At 69.1% G+C, this 14,472-nt stretch carries 14 protein-coding genes; 8 read left to right on the top strand and 6 right to left on the bottom strand.

The genetic code is table 11. From position 1 onward, the window contains the following. Window positions 1–6: 6 nt before the first annotated feature. Window positions 7–459, bottom strand: a complete 453-nt coding sequence (locus AB0M14_RS04095; protein ID WP_364988564.1) for a DUF2752 domain-containing protein — start codon at window positions 457–459, stop codon at window positions 7–9. A gap of 48 nt (window positions 460–507) precedes the next feature. Continuing rightward, the gene (locus AB0M14_RS04090; protein WP_364988562.1) at window positions 508–885 is read right to left on the bottom strand and encodes a glyoxalase superfamily protein; all 378 of its coding nucleotides are present in this window, start codon (window positions 883–885) and stop codon (window positions 508–510) included. A gap of 198 nt (window positions 886–1,083) precedes the next feature. Here AB0M14_RS04090 and AB0M14_RS04085 point away from each other — a divergent pair, with 198 nt between their 5' ends. Then, a complete protein-coding gene (locus AB0M14_RS04085; protein ID WP_364988558.1) occupies window positions 1,084–2,139 on the top strand; it encodes an alpha/beta fold hydrolase in 1,056 nt (351 codons plus the stop codon). 105 nt (window positions 2,140–2,244) lie between these two features. Here AB0M14_RS04085 and AB0M14_RS04080 read toward each other — a convergent pair whose 3' ends face one another. Then, the gene (locus tag AB0M14_RS04080) at window positions 2,245–2,712 is read right to left on the bottom strand and encodes a flavin reductase family protein (RefSeq protein ID WP_364991282.1); all 468 of its coding nucleotides are present in this window, start codon (window positions 2,710–2,712) and stop codon (window positions 2,245–2,247) included. Window positions 2,713–2,916: 204 nt separating this feature from the next. Continuing rightward, the gene (locus AB0M14_RS04075; RefSeq protein ID WP_364988555.1) at window positions 2,917–3,243 is read right to left on the bottom strand and encodes a 2-oxo-4-hydroxy-4-carboxy-5-ureidoimidazoline decarboxylase; all 327 of its coding nucleotides are present in this window, start codon (window positions 3,241–3,243) and stop codon (window positions 2,917–2,919) included. Between the two features lie 143 nt (window positions 3,244–3,386). Between AB0M14_RS04075 and AB0M14_RS04070 the strand changes: the two genes are divergently transcribed. From AB0M14_RS04070 to AB0M14_RS04050, 5 genes are all read left to right on the top strand, one after another. After that, complete coding sequence (locus AB0M14_RS04070) at window positions 3,387–4,208, top strand: crotonase/enoyl-CoA hydratase family protein (protein WP_364988553.1); 822 nt, start codon at window positions 3,387–3,389, stop codon at window positions 4,206–4,208. A gap of 88 nt (window positions 4,209–4,296) precedes the next feature. Beyond that, window positions 4,297–4,800: a MarR family transcriptional regulator gene (locus AB0M14_RS04065; RefSeq protein WP_364988551.1), complete on the top strand. Its 504-nt coding sequence runs from the start codon at window positions 4,297–4,299 to the stop codon at window positions 4,798–4,800. Beyond that, entirely contained in the window at window positions 4,797–6,566 is a 1,770-nt protein-coding gene (locus AB0M14_RS04060; protein ID WP_364988548.1) for an MDR family MFS transporter, read from the top strand. The genes AB0M14_RS04065 and AB0M14_RS04060 overlap by 4 nt, the downstream gene beginning before the upstream one ends. Window positions 6,567–6,568: 2 nt before the next feature. Continuing rightward, complete coding sequence (locus tag AB0M14_RS04055; RefSeq protein ID WP_364988546.1) at window positions 6,569–7,816, top strand: sensor domain-containing protein; 1,248 nt, start codon at window positions 6,569–6,571, stop codon at window positions 7,814–7,816. Next, entirely contained in the window at window positions 7,804–8,448 is a 645-nt protein-coding gene (locus AB0M14_RS04050; RefSeq protein WP_364988544.1) for a response regulator transcription factor, read from the top strand. The genes AB0M14_RS04055 and AB0M14_RS04050 overlap by 13 nt, the downstream gene beginning before the upstream one ends. A 39-nt stretch (window positions 8,449–8,487) precedes the next feature. On the opposite strand, the gene AB0M14_RS04045 is transcribed toward AB0M14_RS04050, so the two are convergent. Next, window positions 8,488–9,999, bottom strand: coding sequence for an alpha/beta fold hydrolase (locus AB0M14_RS04045; protein WP_364988542.1), 1,512 nt, complete (start codon window positions 9,997–9,999; stop codon window positions 8,488–8,490). Between the two features lie 235 nt (window positions 10,000–10,234). On the opposite strand from AB0M14_RS04045, the gene AB0M14_RS04040 reads away from it, so the two are divergent. After that, window positions 10,235–12,184 (top strand): CocE/NonD family hydrolase, encoded by a 1,950-nt coding sequence (locus tag AB0M14_RS04040; protein WP_364988540.1) that lies wholly within the window; start codon window positions 10,235–10,237, stop codon window positions 12,182–12,184. A gap of 168 nt (window positions 12,185–12,352) precedes the next feature. Here the strand turns inward: AB0M14_RS04040 and AB0M14_RS04035 are convergent, their stop codons facing one another. Continuing rightward, window positions 12,353–12,844 carry an inorganic diphosphatase gene (locus tag AB0M14_RS04035; protein WP_364988538.1) on the bottom strand — a complete coding sequence of 164 codons (492 nt, stop codon included), beginning with the start codon at window positions 12,842–12,844 and terminating at the stop codon, window positions 12,353–12,355. A 279-nt stretch (window positions 12,845–13,123) separates the two neighbouring features. Here AB0M14_RS04035 and dacB point away from each other — a divergent pair, with 279 nt between their 5' ends. After that, window positions 13,124–14,467, top strand: a complete 1,344-nt coding sequence (gene dacB / locus AB0M14_RS04030) for a D-alanyl-D-alanine carboxypeptidase/D-alanyl-D-alanine-endopeptidase (protein ID WP_364991280.1) — start codon at window positions 13,124–13,126, stop codon at window positions 14,465–14,467. Window positions 14,468–14,472 lie beyond the last annotated feature (5 nt).

The following is a 14,472-nucleotide window of genomic DNA, read 5'->3' as shown; positions in this document are numbered from 1 at the left end:
GAACAATCAGACGGGGGCGAGCCAGGTGCCCCACGCGGTGTTGCGGAGTACGGAGTAGACCATGACGAGCACGGCCAAGGCGATGAGGACGCGCCGGTCGACCCGGGGGACTGTCAGGCGTTGTCCGCGCCAGGCGCGTGTCGTCCACATGCCGACGAACCAGGCGAAGGTGAGCAGCAGCGGAATGGCGATCAGATTGCTGTGCAGCGAATCCAGGAGCCGCCCGTCGGTCAGGTTGTGGACCGCGCGCATGCCGCCGCAGCCGGGGCAGTAGATCCCGGTGAGCGCGTAGATGGGGCAGAGCCCGTAGGACCCTTCCACGTGCGGATCCCGGAAATGCAGCAGCGCAACGGCTCCGATGCCCGCGGCCGCGGTGACCAGCGGCGCGGGCAAGGCGCGCCAGCCCGAATGCTTCGCCGGGTGCGCGGCCGGTCCGGGTGCGAGGTGCGTGCTGTCCACAAGCAACCACGGTAGCCGCGCCGCCGCGTTCCCCGCCACGTCCTGCGCTCAGTCCGGTTGCGCGAACCGCAGGGTATTGCTGAACGGGTCGGTCAGGTCGAACCCGGGACCGCCCGGACCGTCCTCCGGGCAGCCGGGTTTGGCGTATCGGTAGTCCTTGGGCGCGAGTTCGGCATGGAAGGCGTGGATGTCGTCGACGGCGATCCACACCACCGATCCGGGGGTGCCGTCGCCGTGGTGCTCGCTGAGGTGCAGCTTGGCCGCGGACCGCGAGACCTGGGCGTACAGCGGGAAGTTGTCGCCGAATCGGTGCTCCCAGTCGACGGTGAAGCCGAGGTAGTCGCGGTAGAACTCGTAGGCCTTCGCCACGTCGAACATCCGCAGGACAGGTATCGGGGCCGCGAGGCCGATCTGCTCGGTCGCCATGCCGCGATCATGCCAGTGCCTGCCGACACGGCCCGGAACCTCTGGCGCTCCGGCATTTTCGGTCGCCGACCTATTTGTTCGCCGGACCGATTTTCGGGTATCCAGCAGTTTGAGCCAGGATTTCCGTCATCCAGTGCTTGCACTAGCTAGCACGCAGCTTGCACTGTACTGTGGCGGCAGACACAAAGGAGTGCTCGAATGCTGGTCACGTCGATGAAGACGCTGGCGGGGGTCCGCGGCGCCGAGCCGTTAACCGCCGCCTACCGTGCGGGTTTGCGGTCTCGCACCTTTGCCACCGCGGCGCTGAACAAGCCCGCCACCGCGCCCCAGTCCATCCCGGTGACCACCGTGGACGGCGCCCGGCTCCGGGTGCACGCCTACGGCCCCGCTGACGGTGACGTGATCGTCTTGATCCACGGCTGGAGCTGCAGCATCGAGTACTGGAATCCGCAGATCAACGCGCTCGCGGAGCGCTACCGCGTGGTCTGTTACGACCAGCGCGGCCACGGCGCCAGCGACCTGGGCCGCCGCAGCCCGAGCGCCGATACCCTCGCCGACGATCTCAGCGCCGTCCTCGACGCCACCCTGCCGCGCGGCCGCCGTGCGGTCCTCGCCGGGCACAGCATGGGCGGAATCACCTTGCAGGCGTGGGCCGCTCGCTACCCCGAGCAGGTGCGCGAGCGCGCCGCCGCGGTGCTGCTGGTGAACACCGCCGCGGGCGGCATCCGGTACGAGACCGATCTGCTACCCCTGTTCAACAAGCCGCTCTCGGTGGCCAAGCGTCCGGTCACCCTGTTCGGCGCGGGCATTCGCATGCCGATCGCGCTCGCGGAGACCGTGCTCTCCGCGCCGGTGCCGCTGCCCGGACTGTGGCCGGTGAACCTGATCTTCAAGAACCGGGTGATGGCCGCGGCCGCCACCGCCGACGAGGTGAACTTCTCCTTCGGCGTCGTGCGTTCCTGCCGACCGCTGGCCCGCGGCCTGCACGCCGCCGCGCTCGCGGACATGGATCTGGGTGACGCGGCCAAGCATCTGACCGTGCCCACCACCGTGATCGCGGGCGAGCACGACAAGCTGCTGCCGGAGCGGATGAGCCGCCCGATCGTCGAGGCGCTGCGCGGCGCCGGCAGCCTGGTCGACTACCACGTCTGGCCGACCGGTCACCTCGGCAATGTCGAGGCCGCCGACCGGTTCAACGCCGAACTCGTCTCGCTCGTCGAGCGGACAAGCCAGCAGACCGCGACCGCGGTCTGAGTTCGTTTCTCCTGGGGCGGTCAACGACGCCCGGCCCAGAAGTAACGCCACAGGAAAGCCCCGCAGCTCCTCGTGGAGTTGCGGGGCTTTCCTTGCTGGGCGGAGCTAGTGATCCAGCTCGACCGGGCGGTGGTAGCGGCCGTTGTAGTAGAGCAGCGGTGCGGCGGAGGGCTTTTCCTCGGTCTGGTCGTGCACCCGGGTGACCAGTCCGACGACGAAGGTGTGGTCACCGATCGGAATCAGTTGCTGGACCACGGCGCGGAACCAGATCGGGGTGCCGTGCAGGACCGGTTCGCCGGTGGGCAGCGTGGTCCACAGTGAGTGATCGGTGAAGCGCTGATCGGCGCTGCGCGAGAAGCGCTGCGCCAGGTGCTGCTGGTGTTCGCCGAGGATGTGCACGACCACCGACTCGGCGTTGAGCAGGGCGCGGATGCTGGAGGAGGTGTCGGCGATGTTGAACGAGATCAGCGGCGGTTCCAGCGACAGCGACGCGAACGAGGTGGCGGTGAAGCCGACCGGGCCGTCGGGGGAGTCGAGCGTGACCACGGTGACGCCGGCCGGATAGTGGCGCATGGAGGCGCGGTACAGCTCGGCGGTGATCCCGCTCAGATCATCCGGGATCTCGATGCCGGTCTCGGGCGGTAGTGCTTCGGTCACACGACGAAACTACGCCCAGATCGTCCGGGTTCGCGTGGACCGCCCCGATCGTGGCGTCGGAGCACCCCGGATGACCGGCGGATTTCCCGCCGGAAGTGATTCGATCCACGCCGAATCGAACTACGTGCGGTACTCCGGAAACCCGTCGCTCGGTCCGAGCATGGTGTCGATCCGGTCCCGGGTTATCCGGGCCAGCTCGCCCACCGTCCGCTCGGCCGGCGGCCCGTGCACGATTGCGTCGAGCGCACGATCCAGGTCGGGCTGGGACAGGGCGAGCACCTCGACGTCGGCCAGGGCCAGCAGCGCGTCCCGATCGGGGAACGGGCGGGCGTCGGCGAGCCGGGCGGCCCAGGTGACATTGGCGCAGCATTCGAACAGGGCGTGCACGGCGCGACCGCGAGTCAGGGTGTTGAAGCGGTCGAGTCCGATTCCTTGATGCATCAGCATGATGGCCTCCGAACCCGTCTTGCAGGTTGCTGATGCTTTGATGATCCGCCGGTCCGGCGGCTCCGAACCAGCCGTTTGGCAGCGATTTAGCGCAGGTTTTACACCGCGCGGACGGTACTGGGGCTGCGCGTTACGCTGTACAAATGACTGACTGGAAGGCCTTTACCGTCGAGACCAAGGACCACGTCGCGCAGGTGACGCTGACCGGTCCCAGCAAGGGCAACGCGATGGGCCCGGATTTCTGGCGCGAACTGCCGCTCATCTTCACCGAGCTCGATGCCGACCCCGAGGTGCGCGCCATCGTGCTCACCGGGTCGGGCCAGCATTTCTCCTACGGCCTGGACCTGCCCGCCATGGCCGGCACCTTCGGCCCGCTGCTCGCCGAAAAGGCGCTCGCCGCGCCGCGCACCGATTTCCTCAAGGAGATCCGCAGTATGCAGGCGTCGGTGACCGCGGTCGCCGACTGCGGCAAGCCGATCATCGCCGCGGTCTCCGGCTGGTGCATCGGCGGCGGCCTGGACCTGATCGCCGCCGTCGACATCCGCTACGCCAGCGCCGAGGCCAAGTTCAGCCTGCGTGAGGCGAAGGTCGCCATCGTCGCCGATATCGGCTCGCTGCACCGGCTTCCGGGCATCATCGGCGAGGGTCACCTGCGGGAGCTGGCCTACACCGGCAAGGACATCGATGCCGCGCGCGCCGAGAAGATCGGCCTGATCAACGACGTGTTCGAGGATCAGGAAGCCGCCCTGGACGCCGCGCACGCGACCGCACGCGAGATCGCCGCGAATCCGCCGCTGGTGGTGCAGGGCGTGAAGGACGTGCTGGACCAGCGCGACAAGTCCGCGGTCGCCGAGGGCCTGCGCTACGTCTCGGCGTGGAACGCGGCCTTCCTGCCTTCGGAGGACCTGACCGAGGCGATCCAGGCTGTCTTCGAGAAGCGGGATCCGCAGTTCAAGGGGCGGTAAAGCCCAGGGAATCGTTTGCCCTTTCCTTTCGCCATGCGTACTACTTGTATCAAGCAACTAATTGATTGATACAAGTAAAGGGGAGTCGGTGGACGCTGGCGAGCAAGCAGTCGACACGATCGCGGTGCAGCTCACGAGGCTGCAACGGCTCCGGGAGCGCACCGCGGTCCAGGTCCGCAATACCGCCGGCGTAGATCCGGCGGCCTTCGCGATCCTGTTCCGGCTGCTGTGTGACGGCCCGATGCGCTCGGGCGCACTCGCCGACGCGCTGTACTCCGACGCCTCGACGATCAGTCGTCAGGTGGCGCAGCTGGTGGAACGCCAGCTGCTGCGGCGCACCGCCGATCCGGCCGACGGCCGGGCCTCGGTGCTCGTGGTCACCGACCGGGGTCGCGAGGTCGCCGAGGACATCCGGCTGCGCCGCCGCGCCAACCTCACCCGGGTGCTGGCCGACTGGTCGCCGGAACACCGGAACCAATTCGCGGAACTGCTGCGGCAGTTCGTCGACGACTTCGACCGGGTCCGGCCCAGCATGGTCGCCACCGCGATCGCCGCACACGCGAACGAGAGTGAAACGGAGCAAGTTTCTTGACCACCACAGCGACCGCGGAACCGCAGGCCGACTTCAGCCACAGACAGATCCTGACGATCATGAGCGGGCTGATGCTCGGCATGCTGCTGGCCTCCCTGGACCAGACGATCGTCTCCACCGCCATCCGCACCATCGCCGACGATCTGCACGGCTACTCCATGCAGGCGTGGGCCACCACCGCGTACCTGATCACCGCGACCCTGGCGACGCCGCTGTACGGCAAGTTGTCCGACATGTTCGGCCGCAAGCCGTTCTTCATGACCGCGATCGTGCTGTTCGTGCTCGGGTCGCTGCTGTGCACGCTGGCGCAGTCGATGTATCAGCTGGCCGCGTTCCGCGCGTTCCAGGGCTTGGGTGCGGGCGGCCTGATGTCGCTGGCGCTGGCCATCCTCGGCGACATCGTCAGTCCCCGGGAACGCGCCCGCTATCAGGGCTACTTCCTCGCCGTCTTCGGCACCTCCAGCGTGATCGGCCCGGTGCTCGGCGGCCTGTTCGCCGGGCAGGACACCCTGCTGGGCGTCGCGGGCTGGCGCTGGGTGTTCCTGGTGAACGTGCCGCTGGGCCTGGTCGCGCTGGCCGTGGTGTCGCGGGTGCTGAAGCTGCCCAAGAAGCCGCATTCCACCGATCGAGTGGACTGGTGGGGCGTGCTGGTGCTGGCCGTCGGCCTGGTGCCGCTGCTCATCGTGGCCGAGCAGGGTCGCGAATGGGGTTGGAGCAGCACGGCTTCCATCGCCTGTTACGTGATCGGCGTGGCCGGCATCCTCGGCTTCATCGTGGTGGAGAAGGGGCTGAAGGACACCGCGCTGATCCCGCTGCGGATCTTCGGCAACCGCACCTTCGCGCTCGGCGTGGTCATCTCGTTCGTGGTCGGCTCGGCCATGTTCGGCGGCATCTCGCTGCTGCCGCAGTACCTGCAGGTGGTCAAGGGCGCGAGCCCGACCCTGGCCGGTCTGCAAATGCTGCCCATGGTGCTGGGCCTGATGACCGGTTCGGTGCTGTCGGGTCAGCTGATCTCACGGACCGGGCGCTACCGCGTCTTCCCGATCCTCGGTGCGACGATGTTGACGCTGGGCCTGTTCCTGCTGCACTTCCTCACCGCCGACAGCCCGCTGTGGCTGGCGATGATCTTCATGGCGTGCACCGGCTTCGGGCTCGGCAACCTGATGCAGCCGCTGACCCTGGCGCTGCAGAACGCGCTGCCGCCCAAGGACATGGGCGTGTCCACCGCGTCGGCGACCTTCTTCCGGCAGATCGGCGGCACGCTGGGTGTGGCGGTGTTCCTGTCGATCCTGTTCGCGCAGCTGACGCCGAACATCACCGATCAGATGCAGAGCGCGGCCAAGGATCCGGCCTTCCAGCAGGCCGTGGCGACGGGGCTGACCAGCAGCAATCCGGCCGATGTCGCGCTGTCGAAAGGGCTTGCCGCGCACGACACCTCCGCTGCCGCGGACGTGCTGAAGGACAGCTCGATCATCCAGCAGCTGAGCCCGGACCTGGCCCGGCCGTTCCAGGTCGGCTTCGCCGACTCCATGTCGTCGGTGTTCCTGGCGGCGACCGGTATCGCGCTGATCGGCTTGATCCTGGTGCTGTTCTGGAAGGAAGTGCCGCTGCGGACCGCCGGCGGCATCCAAGCCGCCAATGCCTCCAAGAAGGAGGATTCGCCCTCGGTGCTGGAGACCGAAGTGGCGGTGGTGGATCAGGCCGGTCTGCTGCTCGCCGGTGGGGAAGTGGCGCAGCCGCCGGCGCGCGGATCAGGTAATACGTAAGCGTGGACCTACGCCGCTATCTCCGGGACCGGCTGCGGCAGTTGCCTGCCGCGGTCGGTTACCTGGTGCTCGGCGGCGTCACCGGCTTGGTGTCGATGGTGGCCGTCCTGGTGCTGGCCTTCGTGGCCGGGCTGAGCCTGATCGGGGTCGGGATTCCGGCGATTCCCGAGGCCATCCGGATGCTGCGACCGCTGCTGGCGTTCGAACGGCGCAGGGCCGCAAGAGAACTCGGTGTCCCCATCGAGGCGGCCTACCAGCCGCTGACCGGCGATCTACGACAGCAGCTCACCACGGTTTTCGCCGATCCCGCCAACCGGCGCGATATCGGCTGGCTGCTGCTGCACGCGCTGACCGGGCTGATGATGGGCTGCGTGGCCTTCGCGCTACCGCTCGCCGTGCTCAATCAAGTGCTGCTGCTCGGGTATTGGCAGTTTCTCCCGGACAGCGAGCCCGCGTCCAACTTCGGCATCGACGTGGTGTCCTGGCCGACCGCGCTGCTGAGCGCGCTCATCGCGCTGCCGCTGGCCGTGATCACCTTGCAGACGCCGGTCTTCGCCCGCGCGCAGGCGCAGATCGCGCGAACCCTGCTCGGCCCCGCCGAAGGGGCGGTCCTGGCCGATCGGGTCGCCGAGCTGACCGCTACCCGGGCCGCCGCGCTGGACGCGCACGGCGCCGAATTACGGCGGATCGAACGGGATCTGCACGACGGCGCCCAGGCCCGGATCGCGGCGGTGATCATGCAGCTCGGGCTCGCCGATCAGCTGCGCCCGCGGGATCCGGGCGCGGCCGACGCCATGGTTCGTAAAGCGCAGGACACCGCGACCGCCGCGCTGGCCGAACTGCGGGATGTGGTGCGCAGCGTCTATCCGCCGGTGCTGTCCGATCGCGGCCTGCGCAGCGCGATCTCCGCGCTCGCGGCGCGCAGCCCGATCCCGTGCGTGCTGGACCTGAGCGGGGTGGGCCGGCGGCCCGCGGCGGTGGAGGCCGCGGCCTATTTCGTGATCGCGGAGGCACTGACTAACGCGACCAAGCACAGTGCTGCCCAGGGTATTTCGATCATTCTGGGCGGTGCGCCCGAGTCGCTGACCATCGAGGTCGCCGACGACGGCGCCGGTGGTGCGCGCGAAACCGACGGCGGTGGGCTGGCGGGCATCCGCCGCCGGGCCGAAGCGCTGGACGGCCGGATGACGCTGAGCAGTCCCGTGGGTGGGCCTACTGTGTTGCGGGTGGAGTTGCCGTGCGGGTCATGATCGCCGAGGACGACGCCCTGCTGCGCGAGGGTCTGGTCCTGTTGCTGAGCACCGCGGGCATCGAGGTGGTCGCCGCGGTCGACAATGCCGACGACTTCCTGACCGCGGTGACCGCGGACCGGCCGGACGCGGTGGTGGTCGATGTCCGGTTGCCCCCTACTTTCACCGATGACGGATTGCGGGCGGCGGTGCGTGCCCGCGGCATTCATCCCGGTCTGCCGGTGCTGGTGCTCTCGTCCTATGTCGAGGACAGTTATGCCGCCGAGTTGCTCGGTGACGGCGCCGGCGGCGTCGGTTATCTGCTCAAGGAGCGGGTCGGCAAGGTGGACCGTTTCCTGGATACGCTGCGCCGGGTCGCGGCGGGCGGCACGGCCATGGACCCCGAGGTGATCTCGCAGCTGCTGGTGCGGCGCAAGGCCGACGATCCGTTGTCGGCGCTGACCGCGCGGGAACGGGAGGTGCTGGCCCTGATGGCGGAGGGGCACAACAACGGCACCATCGCCGAGCGCCTAGTGGTCACCGAAGGTGCTGTGCTGAAACACATTCGAAGCATCTTCGCCAAGCTGGGGCTGGCGGCCGACGAGGTCGGGCACCGGCGCGTGCTCGCGGTTCTCGCCTACCTCAACGCCTGAAACGCCGGAACCCCGCGCGGGGTTCCGGCGTTCCCGGGGTTATTCGGCGCGACAGGAATAGTCGGCCTCAGGAAGTACACCCGTGTCGAAGTAGCTGTTGACCGCGCCGTACACGCACGCGTTCGGGTAGCGGCCGAAGATGGCGTGGATCGGGACGTCTTGCAGCGTCACCATCCGGGAACCGCTGAGCGCCTGCCGCATCGCCTGCGCGGCGCCGTAGGTGGTGCGGGTGTCGCCGGTGGACTGCACGATCAGCGCGGGCGCCGAATTGCCCACGACGGTGGGCGGTTCGGCCGGTTCGGCCCAGAAGGCGCACGGCGTGATGTTGTGGGAGAACGTGCCGAACACCGGCTGGCTGGCCCGTGCCGCCTCGATATTGCCCCAATACCAGGCCGGGTCCCGGGGGACGCCGACATCGCCGCACATGATCGCCATCTGCGCCGAACTGTCCCGCGGCTGCGCGGCTGTCACCATGGCGAGGATCTCGGTCAGCTCCGGGCCCGGTTGCACCTCCTGGCCCGCGGCGGCATCGGCGATCTGCCGGAGCTGGTTGGCGATCAGCTCGTACTTGCGCGGGTCGTCGAGTCCGACATAGGGGACCATCGGCAGCCAGTGGTCGTCGACCAGGTACGCACCCACCTTGATCGGCTCCCGCCCCGCCCGGTCGATCAGGCCGAGGAGGGTGGCCCGGACCTGCTCGCGCGTCGCGCCCAAATGGAATTCGCCGTCGCGCGCGGCCGCCCAGTCGGCCCAGAGATCCAGCGCCGCCTCGTTGGCCGGGCCCATGTCGCGCAGCATGCCCGCGCCGTAGCGGTGCGGATCGACCGAGCTGTCCAGCACGAAGCGATCGCTGCGCTCGGGGAACATCTGCTGGAATACCGCGCCGAGGTAGGTGCCGTAGGAGGTCCCGTAGTAGCTGATCCGGTCCGCGCCGAGCAGGCCGCGGATGACGTCCATGTCGCGCGCGGTGTTGCGAGTGGTGTAGTGCCGCAACGTATCCCCGTAGGCGGTGGCGCAGCGCGCGGCCAGCTCCGATTGCATGGCAACGGATTCCGCGAACGCGCCGGCGTCGACACCGGCCGATTGCAGGCCGAAGCCGCGCGGCCAGCCGCAGTTGATCGGCGTCGACCGGCCGACGCCGCGCGGATCCATCCCGATCAGGTCGTAGGCGGCCCGGCCCTGCGGCGTGAGCGCCGCGCCGACCTCGACCATGAAGTCGAGCCCGGGGCCGCCCGGGCCGCCGGAGTTGGACAGCATGATCCCGCGGCGCTGGGCCGGGTCGGTGGCGGGGATGCGGGAGATCGCCACGGTGATGGTGCGGCCCTGCGGTTCCGCGTAACTCAGCGGCACCGTCACGTCCGCGCATTGCGCGCCCGCCGGGTCCAGGCGCGGGTCGTCGCACGACTTCCAGTGCAGCTCTTGCTGGGCGAAGCGAGCGAGCGGATCCGCCGGCGCGGCAACGGCCGTGCCGGCTCCGGCGAGCACACCGGTGACCGCGGCCAGTACCGCGACCATGCTCTGCTTGCGTTTCCTCCGCCGATCGACGGTCATGGATTCCCTCTCCCGTTCGGGCCGGGGCGCACATCGTCCCGGTCCAGCTCGAGCTTAGGAATCCGCGCTGGTCGCGGCCATGGCGCGCGCACCCGAATCCAGGTTGGCGGCTGCGGGAGTGGTCACGGTAGTGCCAGCACTACCGTTTCGAAGATTCCCAGTTCGGCGCAGTCTCGTTATCCTGTCTGGGACGGTACTTTCGAGCACTGGGGCTCGGCCGGGCGAGGAGTGGGCAATGGCGCCTTCTGGAGTGTCTCCGTTATCGCAGCCGCGGGAGCGGACGGGCCTGCCGCCCAACGCGCGGTTCGGGATCGGCCCGCGGCGCTATCGCCGGATCCATGTGGATCGCGGCGTCGCCATCCGGATGTCGGACGGGACAATACTTTCCGCGGATATCACCCGCCCGGCGCACCGCCGGGGCCGGCCGGTCACCGAACCGCTGCCCGCGATCATCACCCTGACCCCCTACAACAAGACCTTGCTGACCAGGGCAAACCCGCTCATCGATCTGGTCGGAGTGGCCGCGCCCCTGGTGGATCGGCTGGTCGCCCCCTCGGCGAGCGGCCGGGCGGGCGGGCGCGAAATGCTGCGCGCGCTCAGCGGCGGCACCCTGGACGCGGTGCGTGCCAGCCGCACCCTGATCGCGCGCGGCTATGTGCACGTCAACGTGGATGTCCGCGGCACCGGCACCTCCACCGGCCGGATGCAGATCATGTCCGACCGGGAGCAGCAGGACGCCCTCGAAGTGCTGTCCTGGGTGCGCGAACAGCCGTGGTGCGACGGCGATCTCGGCATGACCGGCATTTCCTATCTGGCCATCTCGGCGCTGCAAGCGGCAGGCAAACGGCCCGCGGGCCTGAAAGCTGTTTTCGCGCTGGTCGGTTCGGAGGACCCGAACAAGGACCTGACCCTCACCGGCGGCGTGCAGTCGGTGTTCACGCCGTTCTGGCTGCTGGCGGTGAACGGCCTGAAGTGGCTGCCGTCCGCGCCCGGACTGATCAGGACCGGCGCCGCGCCACGCTACCTCTACGACCGGATCACCAGTCCGGTCACGAGATTGGGCTCGCTGTTCGGTGTCCTGCTGGACGCCGAGCATCCCGAGCACTTCATCCAGCCGGATGCCGAATCCCGCCGTGCCCGCATCGAGGACATCAGCGCGGCCACCTGGATCCACGGTGGCTGGCACGACGTCTTCGATCGCTCACCCACCCGGCTGTTCGGGCGGCTGGCCCTGAGCAGCGGCGCGAAGCAGGTGGTGGTCGACGACGGTTTCCACATCAACCCCGGCTCGGGTTTCGGCGCACTGGACAACCCGCAGCGCTTGGACCAGTTGCAGTGCGCGTTCTTCGACCACTGGATCAAAGGCATCGACAACGGGATCGAGGACTACGGGCCGGTCACCGTGCGCCAGCTCGGCACCGGCGCATGGGTCTCCCGGCAGCAGTTCCCGCATCCGGACGCGCGCGTGCACCGCTGGTACCTCTCGGCCGAAGCCACCGGAACCGCGAGCCATGCCGCCGCCGACGGGACGCTGGGCGGTGAGATCAATGCCAGGGCAACGCGTTTGGCGCTCCCGAGGCGCCGGCTGCCGCTGCCCTCGCAGAGCGGTTCGCTGATGCTGATGGGCGTGACCACCCTGCTCGGCGATAGCTGGACCTCCGACGACCGCGCCGCGCAGGGGCCGGCCGTGGTGTTCACCAGCGCCCCGATGACCGCCGACACCCTGCTGTCCGGCGCGATGAACCTGCATCTGCGGGTCGTCGCCACCGGCGCCGACGCGTTCTGGGCGGTCACCGTCTGCGATGTCGCCCCGAGTGGCGCGGCGGCGGTGCTCACCCGCGGCGCGCTGCTGTCCAGCCGGCGGGCGCTGGACGAGGACATCAGCCTGTACATCGACGGCGAGCTCATCGCGGCCGAGCATCCGCTCACCGCGGACTCGGTTTGCGCGGTGGAACCCGGTGTGCCACACGAACTCGACATCGACATCAACGCCACCGAGGCGGTGCTGCGGGCCGGGCACCGGTTGCGGGTGGCGGTCACCAGGACCAGCTGGCCGCGCCACTTTCTCACCCCGGCGGTGGGACGGAAGATCAAGGAGCAGTCGATCCTGCTCGACCCGCGGCATCCGAGCTGGCTGTCGTTCCTCGCGGTCGACGCCACCGCCGCCGAGTCTGCTGCGGGATAACTCACGGAATTCTCACGGTCCGTCCGGTAGTTGTTGAAGCACCGGACGGAATCGGCGTCGCCCGCGATCCCCGAGCAGGACGAGGCCGTTCCGCACCCGGCACAAGAAAAGCGGGAAGTCCCTACGGACTTCCCGCTTTTCGCAATGCTCTGCCGGCGAACGCCGGAATCAGTGGCCGCCGTTCTCCTGCAGCCGCTTGAACGAAGCCTCCACCTCGGCCTCGGCCTCGGCGCGACCGACCCACTCCGAGCCCTTCACGTACTTGCCCGGCTCCAAGTCCTTGTAGCGCTCGAAGAAGTGCTTGATATCGGCCAGATCGTCGGCGGGCACGTCGGCCAGGTCCTGGATGTGATCCCAGCGGTGATCGCCCGCGGGCACGCACAGCACCTTGGCGTCGCCGCCGGCCTCGTCTTCCATCTTGTACATGGCGACGGGGCGGGCCTCGACGATCACGCCGGGGTACACCGAGGCGGGCAGCAGGATCAGGGCGTCCAGCGGATCGCCGTCCTCACCGAGGGTGTTCTCGATGAAGCCGTAGTCGGCGGGGTAGACCATCGAGGTGTAGAGGTAGCGGTCGAGACGGACGCGCCCGGTCTCGTGATCGACCTCGTACTTGTTGCGGGAACCCTTGGGGATCTCGATGGTGACGTCGAATTCCACGCCATCTCCTTCTGCGCTGTTGCCATTGTCTCGAGCAGGCTCGGCTGCCGACTCGCCAGGTTGTTCGGGGGAACGCTAGCGGTACGAGGATAGTGTGGGCGGTGGGGTTGCAGGACAGGTGCACGGGGTGTGCGCTCAGCGAAGCCAGGGAGACGGCGGCACGTGGTAGGTGGCAACAACAACATTGGCGCGGTCGTGCCCGCTCGACGGCGCCGGACGTGGATCCCGATCCTGCTCGTGCTGGCCGTGCTGGCGGCCGCGGGCACCGCGGGATTGGCGGTGCTGCGGCCGTGGACGCCGGAGTTCCGGCACGGCGGGCTGACCATCGCCGATCCGCCGGCGCCGGTGAAACCGGCGCCGCAGGTCGCGCCCGCACCGCCGAACGCGCCCGCGCCGACGGCCGCCGGACTCTCGGCCGCGCTCGCGCAGGTCGTCGCGAATCCGGATCTGGGCGCGTTCTCCGGGATCGTCACCGACGCGGACAGCGGAACCACGCTGTGGAGTCAGGACGCGGATCGCGCGATGATCCCGTCCTCGACCGCGAAGATCATGCTGTCGGCGGCCGCGCTGCTGGCCCTGCCCGCGGACTCCCGGGTGACCACCAAGGTGGTGACCGGTCCGGCCCCGAACGAACTCGTGCTGGTCGGCGGCGGTGATCCGACGCTGACCGCGCAGCCCGACGGCAAGGGCTATTACCCGGATGGCCCGCGGCTGTCCGATCTGGTCGAGCAGATCCGCAAGTCCGGCCGCAAGGCCGACACCATCGTCGTCGACACCTCCGCCTACGCCGGCCCGACCATGGCACAGGGCTGGGAGGACAGCGACATTCCCGGCGGCTCCATCGCCCCGATCGAATCGGTGATGATCGACGGCGGCCGCCTGGATCCGCTGGTCGAGTACTCGCCCCGGACGCCGACTCCGGCGCTGGCCGCCGGGCAGGCGCTGGCCGCCGCGCTCGGCGTGGACCCGGCGAAAGTCCGCCTCGGCACGGCCGCGCCGGGCGCGCCCGAGGTGGCCGCGGTGAAGTCCGCGCCGCTCAAGGAACGGTTGCACCAGCTGATGGTGCACTCGGACAATGTGCTCGCCGAAACCGTCGCCCGCGAAATCGCCAAGGCCACCGGACGGGAACCCTCGTTCGCCGGTGCGGTGGCCGCGGTGACCGCCACACTGAACAAAGCGGGCTTCCAGATGAACGGGGCGGTCATGCACGATGCGAGTGGGCTCTCCACCGATGACCGGGTGTCCCCGCGCGCGCTCGACGAGATCCTGGCCACCGCCGCCCGGCCCACCGGAGACCAGCTGGTGAAGCCGACCGGCACCAAGGCGATGCCCGAAAACAGCCAGCTCGCCGCGACTTTGGTGGCGCTGCTGGACGACCTGCCCATCGCCGGCGCCACCGGTTCGCTGGCCCCGCGCTACGTCGCCCAGAACCACCACGCGGCCGGCTGGGTGCGGGCGAAGACCGGAACTCTGTCGGTATCGAGCACGTTGGTCGGGTATGTGCTCGACCGTGACGGCCGGGTGCTGACCTTCGCACTGATGTCGAACGATCGGCCGCCCGAGGTGAGCAGGCCCGCCTTGGACGCCATCGCCGGCACGCTGCGTAACTGTGGATGCTCGTGACGGGT

Origin of the sequence: Nocardia sp. NPDC051832 (assembly GCF_040681285.1) — a bacterium.
Lineage (GTDB): Bacteria > Actinomycetota > Actinomycetes > Mycobacteriales > Mycobacteriaceae > Nocardia.
The sequence above is the reverse complement of the archived record's forward strand: the minus strand, read 5'-3'. Positions and strand labels throughout refer to the sequence as shown.

Bases quoted from the DNA above. Each gene is read 5' to 3' on its own strand.
- AB0M14_RS04090 (WP_364988562.1), bottom strand. From the start codon at position 885: ATGGCGACCGAGCAGATCGGCCTCGCGGCCCCGATACCTGTCCTGCGG.
- AB0M14_RS04085 (WP_364988558.1), top strand. From the start codon at position 1,084: ATGCTGGTCACGTCGATGAAGACGCTGGCGGGGGTCCGCGGCGCCGAG.
- AB0M14_RS04080 (WP_364991282.1), bottom strand. From the start codon at position 2,712: ATGCGCCACTATCCGGCCGGCGTCACCGTGGTCACGCTCGACTCCCCC.
- AB0M14_RS04075 (WP_364988555.1), bottom strand. From the start codon at position 3,243: ATGCTGATGCATCAAGGAATCGGACTCGACCGCTTCAACACCCTGACT.
- AB0M14_RS04070 (WP_364988553.1), top strand. From the start codon at position 3,387: ATGACTGACTGGAAGGCCTTTACCGTCGAGACCAAGGACCACGTCGCG.
- AB0M14_RS04045 (WP_364988542.1), bottom strand. From the start codon at position 9,999: ATGACCGTCGATCGGCGGAGGAAACGCAAGCAGAGCATGGTCGCGGTA.
- AB0M14_RS04040 (WP_364988540.1), top strand. From the start codon at position 10,235: ATGGCGCCTTCTGGAGTGTCTCCGTTATCGCAGCCGCGGGAGCGGACG.